Genomic DNA, 17,839 nt, shown 5'->3' on the forward strand with positions numbered 1-17,839 from the left:
GAACGGCAACGAGCCATGTTCTCTTGCCGACAGCGGATAGCACTACGCCAGGGACGCGGCCCGTACAGTCCCGGTAGCGATGATCATGTTGCGGCGGTCGCGCCAGCGTGGTGGTTTGTTCCCTAGCTGGCTGGCGCAAGCCGGGCCAGACGCGCGACCGGCAGCGCTGACCAACGCCCAGCTACCCATTCTCGTCGTCGGCGCCGGGCCGGCGGGGTTGGCGGCCATGCTGGCCCTCAAGTCCGCGGGGCTCCGCTGGCGAGCCGTCGAAGGCCACACCCACGTCGGGGGTATCTGGGACGACCGCAACCCTGTGAGCTCGGTCTACGAAGGCCTGCACACGGTCACCTCCCGGTATACGAGCTATCTGGGCGACCCCGTGCCCGAGGATTGGCCGAACTATCCAAGCCATCAGCAGGTGGCCGAGTATCTTCAGGCGGTTGGCGAGCGCCACGGCTTGCTGCCCGAGATCCAATTTGGCACGCGATGCGAGGCCGTCACGAAGACGGCTCGCGGCACCTGGCTGGCCCGTCTTCACTCTGAGCAGCGCGAGACGGCCGAAGAAATCGAAGTTCGCGCCATCGTCGTGGCAACCGGTGCGCACAACCGGCGGTGCTCCGCGATTCCCGAGGACCTGCACCGCCAGGCCCTCGCGGCGGGGCTGCGCGTGATCCACTCGGCCGAATATCGCACGGCAGCGGAATTCGCCGGGCAGCGCGTGCTGGTCGTCGGTATCGGGAACTCCGGGTCGGATATCGCCGAAAAGATCTCGGGGTCGGCTCAGCGCACGGTCTTGGCCGTGCGCACCAGTCCCTGGATCAATCCGGCGACTGTGGGGGGCGTACCGTGCGACAAGCTGGCGGCCGACGGTACGTCGTTACCTGACTGGTTGGCGATGGGTCTGTTCGAGTTGGCCCGGAGGCGCGCCATTGGCAGCTTTCGCCGCCTGGGGCTCGCGCGGCCCGACTACGGGTTGAACGATCGCCTGCCCATCAGCGACCGCGGCATCGTGGCTGCCATCCGCGAGGGCCGAGTGATTGTCCGCTCGAACGTCCGCGAGTTTGCCGAGGGGCAGGCCCATTTTATCGCGCCGGGACAGGCGCCCGAACCGTTCGATGTGGTGATCTTCGCCACCGGGTTCTCACGGCACTATCCCCTCTTACCGGCGCCCGCCGCGACCGACGACGACCTGCTGTTTCACCTGTTTCACCGAATCGAACCCGGGCTGGCGTGCATGACCGAAATGATCGGGCTGCGCTGTTGCTGGCCGATCTTCGTCGAACAGGCCCAGGCGCTGGCCGCCTACTATCTGGCCGAGCAGCGCGATCCGCGCCGTGCGGCCGACTTCAATGCGCTGCGTCTGCGTCCGAATCCGCCGCTCAAGGGCAAGCTGTTCCGCTTGGCCGACGACTACCACGTCGACTACGACATCTACACGCAATTTTTGCACGAGCTGGTCGATTGGCTCGGCGACCCACGGCCCTCGTAAGGCTCACCCCGGGGAGAGCGCGTCGTGACTGAGCGCAGGCAGTATGCGATCGTGACCGGCGCCGCCAGCGGACTCGGTCGCGCGTTTGCCCTGCGCTTGGCCCGCTCGGGCTGGCACGTCGCGATTGGCGACATCAACGTGCCCCAGGCCGAGGAAACCTTGCGGCTGATCGAGTCGCACGGCGGCACGGGGCAAGTCGAACGGCTCGACGTGACCCAGGTCGGGCAATGGACAGCGCTCCGCGCACGGCTCGAGGCCACGTGGCCCCGGTTGGATCTGCTGGTCAACAACGCGGGCGTGGGCGCTGCGGGTGAAGTTGGCGAATTTCCCTTGGACGACTGGCATTGGATCGTCGAGGTCAACCTGTGGAGCGCGATTTACGGCTGCCACACTCTGGTCGACTGGCTCAAGCAGAATCCCCACGGGGCCCACATCATCAATGTTGCGTCGCTCGCCGCCTTCGAATCGGCGCCGCCCACGGCGGCCTACAATGTGACCAAGGGAGGGGTGATGTCGTTGTCGGAAACGCTCTACGCGCAACTGCTCCCGCACGGCGTGGGCGTGACGGTGGTGTGTCCGTCGTCGTTTCCCACCAATATCAGCCATACGTTGCGCGTGACGGGACGGCACTGGCGCGATCTCTTGGTGCAACTCGAAGGCCAGACCGGACTGACGGCCGAGGGCGTGGCCGACCAGGCCCTGCGTGCGATGCGCGCCAAGCGGCTGTATGTCGTCGCACCTTGGAGCGGTCGCTTTCGCTGGTATCTCAAACGGTTGGCACCACAGCGATTTCTCTCGGGGCTCTCACGTCACGTTTATCGCTGGCAGGCCCAACACGCTCAGCGCGCAAGCAACGAGTGATGCCGCGCTGCTGCGCCAACCTGCGGCGATGCGTGCCGGCGCGATCAGCGCTCGGTTGATTTCTCGACCCGGCCTGGCGGGCGAAATCCGCTGCCGGTGCGCTTGGTCAAGGTGTCGCCCAACTCGGCGCGGGCCCGTTCGGCGTAGGTCAGCAGCCGCTCGACGACCTGCTGCTGCTCGGCGGCGACGTTGCGCGTTTCGCCGATGTCGGCGACCACGTCGTACAGCTCGGGCAATTCGAGCGTGCGGCTTTCATAACGGACCGGCACGCCGCCGGTGGCCTTGGGTCCGGCCGGCAGCGAGCGGTATTCGTGTGGCAGGTACAGCTTCCAGTTGCCGCTGAGCACCGCGTGCAGCTCGTTTTGCTTGAAATAGAAGTAGAACGCTTCGTGGGGCGAGCGCGCCCCGGCCTGGCCGGAGATCAATGGCCAGATATCCAATCCGTCGATCGGTTGCTCGGGCAGCGCGGCGCCGATCAGCCCGGCGACCGTGGGCAGAATGTCGAGGGTCATCGCGGGCTCGTCGCAGACCGCTCCGCGCGGAATGCGGCCTGGCCAACGCGCGACGAACGGTTCGCGCACGCCGCCTTCCCAGCAGGTGCCTTTGCCCTCGCGCAAGGGTCCGGCCGACCCGGCGTGCTCGCCGTAGCTGAGCCAGGGACCATTGTCAGATGAAAACATGACGAGCGTGCGTTCGTCGAGACCGAGTCGGGCGAGCGTCGACATGATCTGGCCGACCGACCAGTCGATCTCTTCGATCACGTCGCCGTAAAGTCCGCGCTCGGTGTGGCCGGCGAACTTGTCGCTGACGTGCAGCGGCACATGCGGCATCGAATGGGCCAGGTACACGAAGAACGGCTGTTCGCGGTGGCGCTCGATAAAGTCGACCGCGTGCTCGGTGTACCAGGTCGTCAGGTGCCGCTGGTCCTCGGACGTCACCGCGGCAATCTGGGCCTCGTTGCCCTCCAGCAGCGGCAGGTCCGGGAAGCCGCCGCGCCGGCCGCGAAACTCGGGATGATACGGCCACATGTCGTTCGAGTAGGGCAGGCCGAAATACTCGTCGAAGCCGTTCTGCAACGGCAGGAACGGGCGGTGGTGGCCCAGATGCCATTTGCCGAACACGCCCGTGGCGTAGCCGCGCGCGTGGCACAGCTCGCCCAAGGTCGTTTCGCGTTCGTGGATGCCGATCGCCGCCTGGGGACCCAAGGCACCGTGAATGCCGACGCGGCTCGGATAGCATCCGGTCAACAGCGCCACGCGCGACGCGGAACAAACCGGCTGCGCGGTGTAGAACCGCGTAAAGCGAATCCCCTCGGCGGCCAGGCGGTCGAGATGGGGCGTCTGGTAGCCCGTCGCGCCGTACACGCCCAGATCGCCGTAGCCGAGGTCATCGCAGTAGATGAACACAACATTCGGCGCAGGAGCCGCAACGGCCGCAGTCACCAGCGTCAAGACGATCCACGTGCTCGTGAAGATGCCGCGCAGCATTTCGACCTCGCCGGTTCACGGGGTTTTCAAGACGCTCGTGCCAGAGCGGCAGTATTGTCACAACCCGCGGTGCCGGCGTCCAATGTGTGCCACCGAATGGAACGCGGGTTCGACGGAACTCGACAGCCTGGCCCACGGCGTCATACTGTGCCGAAACGATTCCGTGAAGTTCGCACCTTCGAAGGCCAGGGATCATGCCGCTTTCGCCGCGACTCGCCGAACTCGTGGCTGCGCGCCGCCTGGGCTTCAGCCTGCCGCAGGCGTTCTACCTGGACGATGAGGTGTATGCCGTCGAACTGGCAGCCATCTGGCGGCGCGGCTGGCTCTTCGTCGGCTACACGGGGCAATTGCCTGCGCCGGGCGACTATCTGAGCGTGGCCGTCGCGGACGACCCGATCGTGATCATCCGTGGCGACGACGGCCAGCTGCGAGCGTTTTACAACGTCTGTCGTCATCGCGGCTCGCTGGTCTGCGTCGAAGAGCACGGACACGTCGGACGCCTGGTCTGCCCTTATCACCAGTGGACCTACGGCCGCCAGGGCGAGCTGCTCAGTTGCCGCGGCATGCACGAGATCGATCGGGCCGAGTACGGCTTGCGTACCGTCCATCTGGCTGAAGTCGCAGGACTGGTCTTTGTTTCGCTGGCCGACACGCCGCCCGATTTTGCCCCGGCCCGCCAGTGCCTGAACACGCTTGCCGTCCCACAGGGTCTGGACCGCGCCAAGATCGCCCACCAGGTTGAGTACGAGATCGACGCCAACTGGAAGCTCGTCTGGGAAAACAATCGCGAGTGTTACCACTGCAACGCGAATCATCCGACGTACATCCGCGCCAACTTCGATCATTACAACGCCGACGACACGACGCCGCGCATCCGCGCGCGGATCGAAGCGGCCGTGGCCCGCAGCGAGGCGCGCTGGGCCGCCGACGGGCTGGCCGTGACGCACAAAGCGTCGGGCATGACCAATTTCCCAGATCCGGAAGGCAAGACCTGGTTCTCGGCCAACCGCACGCCGCTGGTCGAAGGCTATCTTTCCGAGACCGGCGACGGCCGCCCTGTAGCGCCGCTGATGGGCGATTACCGCGATTTCGAAGTCGGCACGCTGCGGATACGCACGTTGCCCAACTTCTGGATGCACGCCAGTTGTGATCATGCAGTGAGCACGCGCCTGTTGCCCGCCGGGCGACAGCGCACCCGGGCACAGGTCACCTGGCTGGTCGACGCGGCGGCCGAAGAAGGACGCGACTACGAACTCGCCCGGCTGCTGCCGTTCTGGCAGAACACTTCGGAAGAAGACTGGAGCATCTGTCGCCTGCAACAGCGCGGCGTGCAGTCGAGCGGATACTCGCCCGGCCCGCTGTCGACGTACAAGGAGTACAACGTCGAGGCGTGGCTGCGCTGGTATCTCCAGCAATTGATTCAAGCCCCCTGATCCGTGGCAGCGAGGCACGTATGAGCATACCGGCGCGGGCCGAGATCGTGATCGTCGGTGGCGGAGCCGTGGGCTGCGGCGCGGCCTACGCGCTCGCGAATGCCGGCCAGACCGACGTGGTCGTAATCGAGCGCGCCGCCGGCCTGGCCCAGGCCACGACCTCGCAGGGCGCGGGGCTCTGCGGCCAGATTCGCGCGAGCGTCGAGCGCACGCAACTGGCGATGCACTCGGCCGCAGTGTTTCGCCGGCTGCAGGCCGAAAGCCCCGTACGGCCCGACTGGCACCCCGTGGGTAGTCTGCGGATCGGGCTGTCGTCGCTCGCGGCCCGGCACTTCGCCCGCCTCAAACAGATTGCCGACCAGGCGGGCGTCGAGGCGGAATTGATCGATCCGGCGGCCGCGCAGCGGATTTGTCCCGTGTTCGATTTTTCGTCGGCCACGAGCATTCTGTGGTGCCCCAGCGACGGTTACATGACGCCGCAGTGCGTGGCCGCGGCCTACGCCCACCAGGCCCAACAGCACGGCGTGCGGTTTGTCGTGGGCACGTCGGTCACCGGCATCACGCTCGTCGGCGGCCGTGTGGCCGCGGTCGAGACCAACGCTGGACGCATCGAATGCGGGCTGTGCATCAATGCGGCCGGCGCGAATGCTTACCACGTGGCCCGGCTGGTTGGGCTCGAACTGCCCATTGTCCCGGTGCGGCACGAATATTTTGTCTCGCTCACGGCGCAAGGCATGCACGCCGGACTGCCGTGTTTCCGCATCCCGGAGACCGCGCTCTATGGCCGTGCGGCGGGCGACGCGCTGTTGCTCGGAGGTTGGGAACGCGCGAGCCTGGCGCACGATCCGCGGCAATATGCGCTGGCCGGCGCGCCGCCCGAGGTGGTGCCGGACGAACCCTTGCTGGACGATTTTGCCCGGCGCCTGGCGCCGCTCTACCCCGCGGCAACCGGCCTTGCGCGGCAGAGAATCGGCCGCGGGTGGCCGACCTTTACGCCCGACGGGGCGTTCCTGATCGGGCCCACACGGCACGTCCCGGGCTTTGTGATGGCCGGCGGCTGCAACGCGCACGGCATTTCCGGATCGGGCGGCATCGGGCGACTGCTCGTCGAGTCGCTCCTGGCAACCGAGCCCTCGGAGTATGTCCGCAGCTTGAGCCCTGACCGGTTTCTCGATCGCCCCTGGGACTGGGACACCGCGCAAAGCGCCGCGCAAGCCGTGTACGAGACGTACTACGACATCGAAGGCTGCTGACGCGATCGCGCTGCGCGGGTCGCTAAGCGCCCGCGCGCGCCGGGGCGAGCGTCGCGTCGGCCCCCGGCTGCTTGCGACGAATGAAGTACAGACAACTGGCCAACAGCCCCACGGTGCCGAGCGTCGCCATCACGTAGCTCAGATTGCGGAACAGGTCCAGGTGCGAAAGCTGCGCGCTGCCGAAGTTCTTGTAGAGCAGTACGCCCACCGAGCCGCTGTAGCCGATCGCGTCGGCCAGGTAGATGGCAAACACTGCCGTGCCCACGACGCGCGTCGACGCCAATACGCGATCGAACAGCATCGAGCCGACGGGCACATAGGCGAAATACGAGCCGAGGCCGGCGAGCACCATCCAGACGTCGCCGCGCAAATAACCGGCATCCAAGAGCAGCGTGCTGACCCCCAGCAGCAGCGTGCCTGCCGACATCATCGCATAGGCGCCGATCAGCCCCCAGCGATTGTTCCGCACGAGGTTCAGCGCGGCCAGCGCGAGCATCACCCCGAATGCGACCGGCACCTCGGTGCGGGTAAAGATGGCCGGCTGCTCGGCATAGCCCAGGGCCTTGAAGATCTCGATGCCGAAGTTATCGCGAAAGTCACGATAAGCGGTGAGCAGAAAATAGACGGCCAGCAGCGGCACCAGCCCCGGCAGGAACATTCGGACAAAGTCGTACCGCTCGTGCCGGTGCATCGGTTGGCGATGCGAACGCAGGGCCTCGTCGTCGGCCGTCGGCCGCGGAAGCTGATCGAGCATCCACAGGGCGACCACCAGCGGCGGAAAATACAACAGGCCCGTTACCGCCGGCATCCAACTGGCCGTGACCCCGTGGTTGAGCAAGGCCTTGCCCGAATCTTTCACGACGCCGCTGGCGAGGATGTACGAGCAGCTCAGGCCGGCCAACAGCAGTTCCGAGGTGCGGCGCCCCTCGAGAAACCCGACGACCATTCCCCAGACCATGCCCAGCGGCAGCCCGTTGGCAAACATGGCCAAGAACTTCCAGCGGTCTGGCAGCAGGCCAAAGGCCACCAGCGCCACTTCGGCCAGACATATCAACAGCAGCAGCGCCGCGGCGCGCCGTGCGGGCCGGACTTCGGAGCAGAACTTAATCCCGGCGTATTTCGAGATCGCGTAGCCCAGTGTCTGGCTGATGACCAGTGCGATCTTCAGATCGAGCCCGGCGACCGTTTCGCCCTCGAAGCTGGCCGCGGCGAACGGCTTGCGGAAGGCGTACATGCAAAAATAGGTGACGAACGCCGCCAGAATGGCATAGCTGGAAAAAACGGCCGTCGACTGCCGCGCGAGCCAGTCGCTGACCGAGCGGATGCGCCAAGAGCTCACAGGGCCACCTTTGCGATTGCGCTCACCGGTCGCTTGCGCTTATTTGGCCGGCAGCCGCGCGAGGTATTTGTCCGGGTCCGCCTTGATCCGCTTCTCGCAACCCTCGCAGCAGAGGTAGACGTCGCGGTCCTTGACGTTCACCTTGTACGGCATGCCCATCGAGCCCAGCGGCTCGCCCGAAACGGGGCAGGCCTGCTGCGCGGTGGCCACGGGGCGTTCGGCCTCGGGCAATTGAGCGATCGCCTTGGCGATCTCGTCGGCACTGGCCGCTGTGTCGGCCATCTCCGCCGTTCCGCCCGACTGCTCCGGTGCGGCCGCATCGTGGCGGGCGCAACCGGCCAGGCAGCACAGCAACACGGCCAGCGCGCTGCTACTGACCAACCCTCGCTCGGACATTGTTCGACCCTCGGAAAATCGCCTCGTTGACGCGTGCCGACGGCTCCGGCGGCGAGCCATTATGCGGGTCCCCCCTGCGGAAGTCCAACGGCAGAAGCAGGGTAGGGCGACCGCGGCAGGTCGAAACCCAGATTGCCTTTGAAACTCGCAGGAGCCAACTCGGGTAAGCATGAAAAGACAGCGGGGTTGCAGTAGATCATAATGGGCTCGCTCCTGACGCGACGGAGGCGGGGCCCCTCTTTGGCAGCTTGATAAGGGATAAATGGTGATGCGATTGCTTGTGCGTAGCGTGGATGTTCGGGCCGTTGTGGCGGCCCTGTTGCTGTTCGTCGGGCAGGTTGCGAGTGTCGGGCAGGGTGCCAGCGCCGCCGAGTTTGCAATCGACTATCAAACCGATATCGAGTTCGGCACCGGCGGCAGCGAAAAGCTGCTGTTGGATCTGGCCAAGCCGAAGGATGCCGCGGGCCCGCGCCCGGGGATGATCCTAATCCACGGCGGCGGCTGGGCGCAGGGAGGCCGCAACGACTTTGCCGACATCGCCAAGGAGTGCGCGGCCGCCGGCTATGTGGCCGCGACGATCGAATATCGACTGGCGCCCGAGCACAAATGGCCGGCCCAGATTGAAGATTGCAAGTGTGCCGTGCGTTGGATGCGGGCCCATGCTCAGGAGCTGGGCGTCGATCCCGATCGCATCGGCTGCCTGGGCGGTTCGGCCGGCGGGCACCTGGCGCTGCTGCTGGGCACGATGGGGAGCGAAGACGGTCTCGAAGGTGCTGGCGGCTGGAGCGATCAGTCGAGCCGGGTGCAGGCCGTGGTCGATTTCTTCGGGCCGGCCGAAATGGTCGCCGAGTTCGAGCATCAACGCCGCGGCGCCGGTCTGGCGGCGCTGGTCAACCGTAAGGTGCGGATCCTCGAAGATTTCCTCGGCGGCACGCCCGACGAGGTGCCCGAGCTGTACAAGCAGGCATCGCCGGTGCGGTACGTGACCCGCGACGACGCCCCGACGCTGATCTTGCAAGGCACGCACGACATCCTGGTGCCGTACGACCAGTCGATCAAAATGTCGGCCGCGCTCGCCAAGAAGGGCGTACCGGGACGCATGGAGCTGGTCTTCGGTGCCGGCCACGGCTGGCAGGGGGACGAGCTCGACCACTCGAAACGCGTGGTCTTCGAGTTTCTCGAAGAACACCTGACCGACGACACCGCTTCCGGGAAATAGCCACGGCCAGGAATTAGCTGGCTGGCCGCGACCGTGTCGCCAGGCGCTTGGCTAACCGATCAGAGGTCGCGGCGCCACGAGGATGCCGTCTTCGTCGGCGTACAGCCACGCCCCGGGCGCAATGGTTACCCCGGCGAAGCTGACCGTAACCTCGCGATCGCCGTGATTGCGTTTCAGGCTCTTGCGCGGCTGAGCGGCCAGCGCCTTGACGCCCAAATCGAGCTGGGCGAGGGCCGCCGTATCGCGCACGCAGCCGTAGACCACGACCCCCGACCAGCCGTTGCGGACTGCCAGTTCGCCGAGCTGATCGCCCAACAGCGCGACGCGCCGCGAGCCGAGCCCATCGACGACGAGCACGCGACCGGCGCCGGGTGTCTCAAGCGCCGCGCGGACCAAGGAGTTGTCCTCCGGGCACCGGACCGTGGCGACAAGGCCGCAAAACCGCCGCCGGCCGCCAAAATCGACCAGGAGCGGTGCCGCCACTTGCACCTCATCGCCGAATTCGTCGGACAGATCGGCCGTCGCGAAATGATGGCCAGGCGTCGCGCTCACGATTGGGCCCTCGTCGGCGTGCCGTTCGACTTGCGCAGCGCCGCGGCCTTGGCTTCGGCTTCGCGGGCCACGTCGGCCTCAAAATCGCCGTCGAGGTTGCCAGCGCTCTGCAAGGCATCGACCGGGAACTTCATCCCGGGCCGGGGCACGAGCGGGTACCGTTCGGCGAATGTTTGCAGGATGCGGTCGTAGGGTACGTCGGCAAACGAGCCGTGGTCGCGGAGATACTCCATGTGGCGCCGGCCTTCGATGTCGAACTCGTGGTAGAGCGAATCGGTGCGGCCGTCCCAATCGAGCGGCTTGAGCCGGGCCTTTTCACACAACTGCCGGTTGAAGGCCACGGTCGCTTTCACCCACCGCCCATCGAGATAGAACTCGTTGTAGCCGTGAAAGTAGAAGATGTCGGTGCCGATAAACGCCAACAGCTTTTCGGTGGCAATGTGGTTGCGGACGTCGGCATAGCCCAATCGGCAGGGCAGCCCCACGGCGCGGGCCGTGGCCGCGAGCAGGCAGCTCTTGGTCACGCACCAGGCCAGGCGGGTTTCGAGTACGCGCGAGGCGCGAAACGCCTCGGGCCGCAGGTCGAGGCCATAGGCCGAGTAGCGCACGCCGTCGCGGACGGCATAGAACAGCCGCACGGCCCGCTCGGTGTCGTCGCGCGCGTCACCGACCGCCTCTTGGGCAAACGCGATCACGGCCGGGTCGTCGCTGTTGACGAACCAGGTGGGCTCGAGATAGGCCGACAATTCAGCTGCAGTCATAGGCGTTGGTTCTCGCTTGGCTGCCAGCAGTTTAGACGCTCGGCCCACCGAGGGCGAACTTAGGACGGGCGGCGCGCCTGGCGCTGTTGGACCACGCGTTCGTACATCGCCAGCATCCGCGGCAGCATCTTGGCGAGCGTATATTGCTCGGCCACGAGCGCCTGACCGTTGCGGCCGAGGTGCGCATGGGCCGCCGGGTTGGCCAGTACGTCGAGGCCCAACGCGGCGAGTTGTTCGACGTCGTAAAACCCGGCCAGCAGCCCTGTCTCTTGGTGCGTGATCAGCTCGCGGACCGGGGCCGTGTCCGAAGCGACGACCGTGGCCCCGCAGGCCAAGGCATCGAACAGCGACCATGACAGCACGAACGGCACCGTGAGATAGAGATGCAGATCGCTCACGGACAGCAGCCGCGCCAGCTCGAGCGGTGGCAATAACCCGGTGAACAAGAACTTTGACAGGTCGTACTTGTCCTGCCGCAGGACGTGATCGCGAAAGCTGTTTCCCTCGATGAAATTCGAGTCGCCGCCGTAGGCCACGCGATCGGCACCCACGACGGCGAACAGTACGTTCGGCTCGCGTTCGTAGATCCGCTTGGCGACGCGCATGAAAATGTCGAAGCCGCGCATCGACTCGAACCCTCGCGACACGTACGTCACGAGCTTGGTCCCCAAGGGCACGGCCCGCCCGCCGATGGCCCGCGGCGCGTCGGCATGGCGCCGCCAGACGGCCGTATCGACCCCGTCGAAGAGCACCTCGATCTTGTCGGCGAACTCGCGCGGAAACAGGCTCTGTTGCCAACGCGTCGGCGAATAGGCCGCGTCGCAGTTGGCCAAATCGAGCAGGAACATCGCATTCCGCGTATAGGCCCGCAGGATCGTCAGCTCGTCAGCCGGGAATTCCGGACGGAAATCGAGATCGCTGTCGTGGGGGCGATAGAAGTACTCGAAGTAGTTGATGATCGGGCAGTCGTACAGCTCGCGGAGAAAGATCGTCGGCCCGAAGCCGCTGTGCCCCACGATCAGGTCGGGCCGGATATCGCGCCGGGCCTTCAGCGCGTTGTAGACGCCGTGGGCCGTGGCCACGTGGTTTTCGAACGTCCGCGTGCAGAAGTGGTTTTGCCGCGTGGCGCCCCCCTGCGGATCGAAGTGAATCAACTCGATCCCATCGACCTTCGCCGCCGGCCGGTTGGTGACAAAGGTGCACCGAAAGCCTCGTTCGGCGATCAAATACCGCGCGATGTGCCCGAATTGGGCCGGGAAATTCTGGTGGACGTAGACGACGTGCACGGCAATCGGGCGTGGGGGCCTGGGTCGGGGCCGAAGAAACCGCTACGACCCGCGGCATTGTAACCCCGGCGTGCAGAACAGGGGTAATGGCCTTGTAACACGCGTCGTCCGGCATGCGCTTCGCACGGCAGCGGGAGATGCAGGCAAGCATCCCCGAAACGATCACCCCCGACAAGGAACCCTGGCCATGACCGCCGTCGCCTTGACCGTCTCGCCCGATGCGTGCATCTGCAAGCCCCGACCGAACCCCTGGCGGCGCTAATTCCGCGCATCGCTTGCCTTGGAACCAGTCGGCCGAACCCCCCACCGGCCGCCCGGCCTCAACCCGACCAGAACCGCGCGATCTCGGCGGCCACCGCCGCGGGATCTTCGATCATCAAGAAATGCCCCAGGTTGGCCAGCTCGACGTAGCGTGCCTGGGGCGCGCGCCGCGCGTGCTCGCGGCCCATCTCGACATGGGCAATCGGATCGCCGTCGGCCCAAACGAACTGCAAGGGATCGGCCACGGCCAGCGCCCCCAGCCAGCGGTCCTGATGCACGTAGCGCTCGCGCATGTATCCGGCGATCGCCGGAATGCGCCGCGCCCCGTCGCGATGGGTGAGCAGCTCATGCATCACCCGGGCATCCACCTCGGACACGGCCTCGGGGCGCCGCATCAGGGCTAACAGCGCCGGGACGTACATCTCCATCGGCCCAGCACAAAGCTCGATGGCCTGGGGCAACGTGGCGTTGGTGGCCAGCAGCTCTTGAAACGGCGTGATCTGCGCCAACCACTGCAGCATGCTGCCGTTGGTGAAAGTCGACGCGGCGATCCGAAACCCGAGCTTTCCGTGCTGTGCACGGGCCAGCAGCTCGCAGTGCACGCTGGTGCCCATGTCGTGGCTGACGACGTGCGCGGCCTCGATGCCCAATTGCCGGGCTAACGCCTCCACCAGGTCGGCCTGATCGAACAGCGAATAACTGCAATCGTCCGGCTTGTCGGACAGGCCGAATCCGAGGAAGTCGCACGCCACGCACCGGTAACTGCCGTCGAGCCGGTCGATCACGCCACGCCAGTCGTAGCTGGATGTTGGAAACCCATGTAGCAGCAGCACGACCGGGCCCGAGCCCCGTTCGACGGTGAAGACCGTTCGCGGCCCGAGCGTGCGGCGGTTCCCGGCGGCCAGCCAGGCTGCGGCGGGAGGCGACAGGGCTCTGCAAGGCTCGTTCATGGTCGCGGACGGCTGGCGAGGATCGCTTGGACCAGGTCCTCCGGCAGGGTGGGGGGGGCGTGACCTTCGCCGCAGAGCGCAGCTCGGGCCACCCGGACGGTTTGGCCGTAGCTTTTCAGGAATTCGACGCAGGGCGGGCAGACGGCCAGATGGGTCTCGAACAGAGCGCGCGTTTCAGCGGGCAGCTGACCGTCGAGGTAATCGGCCAAGAACCCGACCAGTTCCTCACAAGTCATCGACGCACCTTGATCGAAATCCGTCTCTCCCCAGCCAGACTCCGCTCATTCGGGGTACCTGGGAGATTCGATGCAGCTCTTCGCAGCCGCGTTACAGCCCCGACCTGAAGCACTTTGTAAAACTTACCGGCCCTCGAAGTTCGGCTTCCGTTTTTCCTTGAAGGCCCGGGGACCTTCGCGGGCGTCGCGGGTGGCAAACACGGGCATGCCAATCTCCAGCTCCCGGGCCAGGCCTTGTTCCTCGTCCAGCGCCAGGCAGGCTTTGACCGACTGACGGACCGCCTTGACCGCCAGGGGGCCGTTGGCGGCGATCGTCTCGGCGATCTCCAGCGCCTTGGCCAGCACCTGATCGCGCGGCACGACATGGTTGACGAAGCCCAGTTCGTAGGCCCTGTGGGCCGTGATGGGGTTACCAGTGAGCATGATCTCCATGGCGGCCGCCAGCGGCATCTGCCGTGGCAAGCGCACCGTCGAGCCCCCGATCGGGAACAAGCTCCAGACCACTTCGCGCAAAGCGAACTGTGCCGTGTCGGCGGCGACGCGAATGTCGGTGGCGACCACGAACTCCATGCCGCCGGCGAGCGCCGAACCGTTGATCGCTGCGATCACCGGCTTCTCCGGATCGAAGTTCCGCAGCAACGCCCGCATCGACGTCGTTGGATCGCTCATCACCTTTTCGTCCCACTCGTCCTCGGGCATCCGTGCGCCGGTCATCAAGGGGATCAAGCGCGCGAGATCCGCGCCGCTGCAAAAGGCTCCTTCGCCGGCGCCGGTGACGATGGCCACGCGAATTTCGGCGTCGCTATGCACGATCTGCCAGTACTCGGCCAGCCGGACGGCGACTTCCGGGCTGATGGCGTTGTGCGCCTCGGGACGGTTGAGCGTGATCAGGGCGATGTGCCCACGCTTTTCGAACAGCACTGCATCCACGGCAGCTTGCTCCCGGAACGGGGGGATCGTTCACACCCGCACAAACATACCAGGAAATGGCTCGCCGCTCACCTTGGCGGCCGACGAGGCAACGTGACCGCCCGGTCGAGCGCGGCAACAGAGATAAGTAGCAGGCGGGACACTTGGGACCACTTAGCCCCGAGCCCGCTTTTCTGGCGGTTGACGCCGGATGTCTAGCCGCTGACCTGCCGTTGGGGGCGCCGAGGGCGCACTGGCGCGGTGGGTCGGCAGCCAATTTCGGCGTCAAAAGCGTTGCATTCGTCGCGCAGCGACGCGGCGAACATCGCAGCGAGCCAGCGAGCGCGGCTCGAGGCCCTTGTCCGAGTGCGACTGCGTTTGTCGGGGCCGGAGTCGGCGCAATAATTTCATTGCCTGCCCCCGGGCAATCTCGTCTGGCTCGAAAAGTGGGGAACGGAACATGAAGCGGCATATTTTCTACTCGGTGGGTGTGTTGTTTTTCGGCATCACTGCGGCGCTGGCCGGCTATCAATGGCGCGGCTCGCGGCCAGAGGTCGCCGTCGCCCCGGCTCCGGTCGTGGCCACCGTCGATCCCACGTCGACGATGACCGAAATCGATGCCCGCACGGGCGACAGCTTCTGGGGCCTGCACGTCGATGGCGTGATTCCCTGCTCGACCATGCTCGTCAAGGGCGGCGGTCACCTGGTGATCCTCGCCCCGATCGACAATCCGCAGGGGAAGTGCCATTTCCACGTCAAGGACGAGAAACGCGTGGTGCTCGGCGGGCGGGCCTTTCTGCTCCGCGTGACGGGCGACGATCAGATCCACGTCCAGCTCGACACCCCCACGCGGGTCGCGGCTGCCGGCGCCTAGTCCGCCGTGCATAGCCTGAGCATTCAAACGGTGCAAAGCTGGGGTCAGGCGGAGCCTCGACCCCAGGCACCCGGCCGGCGAGTTGCCGGTCCCTGGCCCGGGTCGCTTGCGAACGCCCTGCCTAGGCCCGCGACGTTGGGGCGGCTCCGCTACAATCGTGCGAACCTTGAATCATCGCCGATCGTCGCGAGGTGCCGGATGTCTGCCGAATTTGTTGAACGGGTTGCGCTGGTCACCGGGGGATCGCGGGGCATCGGCCGGGCCACCGCGCTCCGGCTGGCCGGCGAGGGGGCCGACGTCGCGATCAGCTATGCGTCGCGGGCGGCCGAAGCCGCGGCGGTCGTCCGCGAAATCGAAGGGCTCGGACGCCGAGCCCTGGCCGTGCGGTGTGACGTTTCCCAAGATGCCGACATCGCCGAACTGGTCGCCCAGACCCGTGCGGTCTTGGGGCCGATCGCCTTTCTGGCCCATTGCGGGGCCATCAGTAATCTGGCCTCGCATCTCGAACTGAGCCCAGCTCGCTGGCGCGAGATGATCGATGTCAACCTGACGGGGGCCTACCTGACCGTGTTTGCGGTCAAGGACGAGATGCTGGCCCATGGGTTCGGACGGATTGTGCTCGTCTCGTCGATCGCGGCGCTGCTGCCCAGACGGATGCAGATTCACTACGCGGCAGCTAAGGCCGGCGTGATGGCCCTGGCCCGCTGCTGCGCCGACGCGTTCGCCGAGGGCAACGTACGGGTCAACTGCCTGGCCCCGGGCCTCGTCGAGACCGAGATGGCCCATGTGCTCTCCGAGGAGCGGATTCGCGACGTGCTGGCCGCGACGCCGATGGGCCGCATCGGCCAGCCGGAGGAAATCGCCGGCACGATCCGCTTTCTGCTCAGCAACGATTCCAGCTACATGACGGGGCAGACGATCGTCGCCTCCGGCGGGCGGCATATGATGACCTGAGCCTTGGCCCCGGCCACGAGCGCAGCGGCTGGCGGCTGGTCGGCGCACAGCATAAAGTGTTGCTGGAGCTGGGCCGGACCACGGTCCTGAAGACGAAAGCGTCTTGCCGAGGACTCCATGCTAATACCGCTCGAGCCTGTTCCATGGTTCTCTGTTCGTAGCACGATCAATCCGCGGTTTCACTTCGATACGGTGGCTGGCCGCTACCTCGTGCTATGTTTTTTCCGTTCGGCCGCCGATCCGGGCAGCCGTCTTGTCCTGGACGAAATCCAGCGGCACAGCGACTGCTTCGACGTCAACAATGCGGCCTTTCTGGGCGTCAGCACCGACCCGGATGACGAACGCCTCGCGCGTGTCAAACAAGAGTCGCCGGGCATTGTCTTCTTCTGGGATTTTGACCAGGCCGTGAGCCGGTTGTGCGGGGCGTCGGCCCCGGATCGCGAAGAATACCAGCGCTTCACCGCAGTGATCGATCCGAACTTGCGCACGATCGCGGTGCTCCCCTTCGGTGCCGACCTGCGAGAACACGTGGCGCGGCTGCTGCACTTGTTGGCCGCGCTACCCAAGATCGAGACGCTGACGGGCTTTGCGCCGGTACTGGTCGTGCCGAGGGTGTTCGAACCCGACTTCTGCCGGTTCTTGATCGGTCAATACCAGCAACACGGTGGCCAGGACTCGGGCTTCATGCGCGACATCGAGGGGCAGACGGTGCGCGTGAGCGATTATGGTCACAAACGCCGCACCGACTACGAGATCACCGATCAAAATATCGTGCGGGCTGCGCAGCAACGCCTGCAACGACGGCTGGTGCCGGAGATTCACAAGGCGTTTCAGTTTCACGCCACGCGCATCGAGCGCCACATCGTCGCCTGCTACGACGCTGCGACCGGGGGACATTTTCGCGCGCATCGCGACAATACCACCAAGGGGACCGCGCATCGGCGTTTCGCCGTATCGCTCAATTTGAACTCCGACGAATACAAGGGAGGCGATATTTGCTTCCCGGAGTTTGGCCCGCGCAGCTACCGTGCGCCAACCGGCGGGGCAGTCGTCTTTTCCTGCTCGTTGCTGCACGAGGTCTCGCCGGTTGTTCAAGGCAAGCGATACGCGTTTCTGCCGTTTCTCTACGACGAGGCAGCCGCCCGGGTCCGCCAGGAAAATCTCGCGCACCTGACGGAAAACAACACCCCGGCCCCGGGGTGATCCACTGCCGCCGGTCCCCCCTCACTGCGGCAAACGAACGCGCGGAAGGGATCAATACGCCGGTCAGCCAGGGCTACGGATCGTAAAAAGCAGGTACAGGGCCGTGCTGGCCGTGATTCCGATGCGCAGTTTCACCAATCGCGGCGCTCGGGGGACGAACAAAATTCTTCTTTGGATACGCGGCAAATAGCCTATTGAACCGCTTGCAACACTGGTTTTTTGCGAGTGTTTTCCTGAGTAGATTCGCGATGGGTGCACGCGACGCGTGGGCTTTGTTGGCCAGTCGCGCTGTTCTCGGCCGTAATCCAGTTCGTACCCAGTTGTCGCGGTGTACGCGCCAAGGATTGAGTAGCGCAGGTGTAACTTTTCCTGTGGG

Annotated in this window: 17 protein-coding genes; 8 read left to right on the forward strand and 9 right to left on the reverse strand. The window is 65.7% G+C overall.

Translation table 11 applies throughout. The annotated features are described in order from the left end of the window. The first annotated feature begins 85 nt into the window (after window positions 1-85). Window positions 86-1,489, forward strand: coding sequence for an FAD-dependent oxidoreductase (locus K1X74_17890; GenBank protein ID MBX7168213.1), 1,404 nt, complete (start codon window positions 86-88; stop codon window positions 1,487-1,489). A 24-nt stretch (window positions 1,490-1,513) separates the two neighbouring features. Then, window positions 1,514-2,350: an SDR family NAD(P)-dependent oxidoreductase gene (locus K1X74_17895; protein MBX7168214.1), complete on the forward strand. Its 837-nt coding sequence runs from the start codon at window positions 1,514-1,516 to the stop codon at window positions 2,348-2,350. Window positions 2,351-2,394: 44 nt separating this feature from the next. Here K1X74_17895 and K1X74_17900 read toward each other — a convergent pair whose 3' ends face one another. Then, entirely contained in the window at window positions 2,395-3,837 is a 1,443-nt protein-coding gene (locus K1X74_17900) for a sulfatase (protein ID MBX7168215.1), read from the reverse strand. A 194-nt stretch (window positions 3,838-4,031) separates the two neighbouring features. On the opposite strand from K1X74_17900, the gene K1X74_17905 reads away from it, so the two are divergent. After that, complete coding sequence (locus tag K1X74_17905) at window positions 4,032-5,270, forward strand: aromatic ring-hydroxylating dioxygenase subunit alpha (protein ID MBX7168216.1); 1,239 nt, start codon at window positions 4,032-4,034, stop codon at window positions 5,268-5,270. Between the two features lie 20 nt (window positions 5,271-5,290). Next, window positions 5,291-6,523, forward strand: a complete 1,233-nt coding sequence (locus K1X74_17910; protein MBX7168217.1) for an FAD-binding oxidoreductase — start codon at window positions 5,291-5,293, stop codon at window positions 6,521-6,523. A 22-nt stretch (window positions 6,524-6,545) separates the two neighbouring features. Here K1X74_17910 and K1X74_17915 read toward each other — a convergent pair whose 3' ends face one another. Then, the gene (locus K1X74_17915) at window positions 6,546-7,862 is read right to left on the reverse strand and encodes a hypothetical protein (protein ID MBX7168218.1); all 1,317 of its coding nucleotides are present in this window, start codon (window positions 7,860-7,862) and stop codon (window positions 6,546-6,548) included. 39 nt (window positions 7,863-7,901) lie between these two features. Beyond that, complete coding sequence (locus K1X74_17920) at window positions 7,902-8,258, reverse strand: hypothetical protein (protein ID MBX7168219.1); 357 nt, start codon at window positions 8,256-8,258, stop codon at window positions 7,902-7,904. 268 nt (window positions 8,259-8,526) lie between these two features. Here K1X74_17920 and K1X74_17925 point away from each other — a divergent pair, with 268 nt between their 5' ends. Continuing rightward, window positions 8,527-9,477, forward strand: coding sequence for an alpha/beta hydrolase (locus tag K1X74_17925; GenBank protein MBX7168220.1), 951 nt, complete (start codon window positions 8,527-8,529; stop codon window positions 9,475-9,477). 51 nt (window positions 9,478-9,528) lie between these two features. On the opposite strand, the gene rraA is transcribed toward K1X74_17925, so the two are convergent. From rraA to K1X74_17955, 6 genes are all read right to left on the reverse strand, one after another. Further along, entirely contained in the window at window positions 9,529-10,029 is a 501-nt protein-coding gene (gene rraA / locus K1X74_17930; protein MBX7168221.1) for a ribonuclease E activity regulator RraA, read from the reverse strand. Continuing rightward, the gene (locus K1X74_17935; protein ID MBX7168222.1) at window positions 10,026-10,790 is read right to left on the reverse strand and encodes a transglutaminase-like domain-containing protein; all 765 of its coding nucleotides are present in this window, start codon (window positions 10,788-10,790) and stop codon (window positions 10,026-10,028) included. Before K1X74_17935 ends, rraA begins: the two co-directional genes overlap by 4 nt. Window positions 10,791-10,849: 59 nt before the next feature. Then, a complete protein-coding gene (locus K1X74_17940) occupies window positions 10,850-12,076 on the reverse strand; it encodes a glycosyltransferase (GenBank protein ID MBX7168223.1) in 1,227 nt (408 codons plus the stop codon). A 320-nt stretch (window positions 12,077-12,396) separates the two neighbouring features. Continuing rightward, the gene (locus K1X74_17945) at window positions 12,397-13,287 is read right to left on the reverse strand and encodes an alpha/beta hydrolase (protein MBX7168224.1); all 891 of its coding nucleotides are present in this window, start codon (window positions 13,285-13,287) and stop codon (window positions 12,397-12,399) included. After that, window positions 13,284-13,523 carry a zf-HC2 domain-containing protein gene (locus K1X74_17950; protein ID MBX7168225.1) on the reverse strand — a complete coding sequence of 80 codons (240 nt, stop codon included), beginning with the start codon at window positions 13,521-13,523 and terminating at the stop codon, window positions 13,284-13,286. Before K1X74_17950 ends, K1X74_17945 begins: the two co-directional genes overlap by 4 nt. Window positions 13,524-13,646: 123 nt before the next feature. Continuing rightward, complete coding sequence (locus tag K1X74_17955) at window positions 13,647-14,453, reverse strand: enoyl-CoA hydratase/isomerase family protein (protein MBX7168226.1); 807 nt, start codon at window positions 14,451-14,453, stop codon at window positions 13,647-13,649. A gap of 439 nt (window positions 14,454-14,892) precedes the next feature. Between K1X74_17955 and K1X74_17960 the strand changes: the two genes are divergently transcribed. From K1X74_17960 to K1X74_17970, 3 genes are all read left to right on the forward strand, one after another. After that, the gene (locus K1X74_17960; GenBank protein MBX7168227.1) at window positions 14,893-15,306 is read left to right on the forward strand and encodes a hypothetical protein; all 414 of its coding nucleotides are present in this window, start codon (window positions 14,893-14,895) and stop codon (window positions 15,304-15,306) included. 198 nt (window positions 15,307-15,504) lie between these two features. Beyond that, a complete protein-coding gene (locus tag K1X74_17965) occupies window positions 15,505-16,260 on the forward strand; it encodes an SDR family oxidoreductase (protein ID MBX7168228.1) in 756 nt (251 codons plus the stop codon). Between the two features lie 117 nt (window positions 16,261-16,377). Then, complete coding sequence (locus K1X74_17970; GenBank protein MBX7168229.1) at window positions 16,378-17,463, forward strand: 2OG-Fe(II) oxygenase; 1,086 nt, start codon at window positions 16,378-16,380, stop codon at window positions 17,461-17,463. Window positions 17,464-17,839 lie beyond the last annotated feature (376 nt).

The sequence above is a fragment of the Pirellulales bacterium genome, assembly GCA_019694435.1.
In the GTDB taxonomy this organism is placed as follows: domain Bacteria; phylum Planctomycetota; class Planctomycetia; order Pirellulales; family JAEUIK01; genus JAIBBZ01.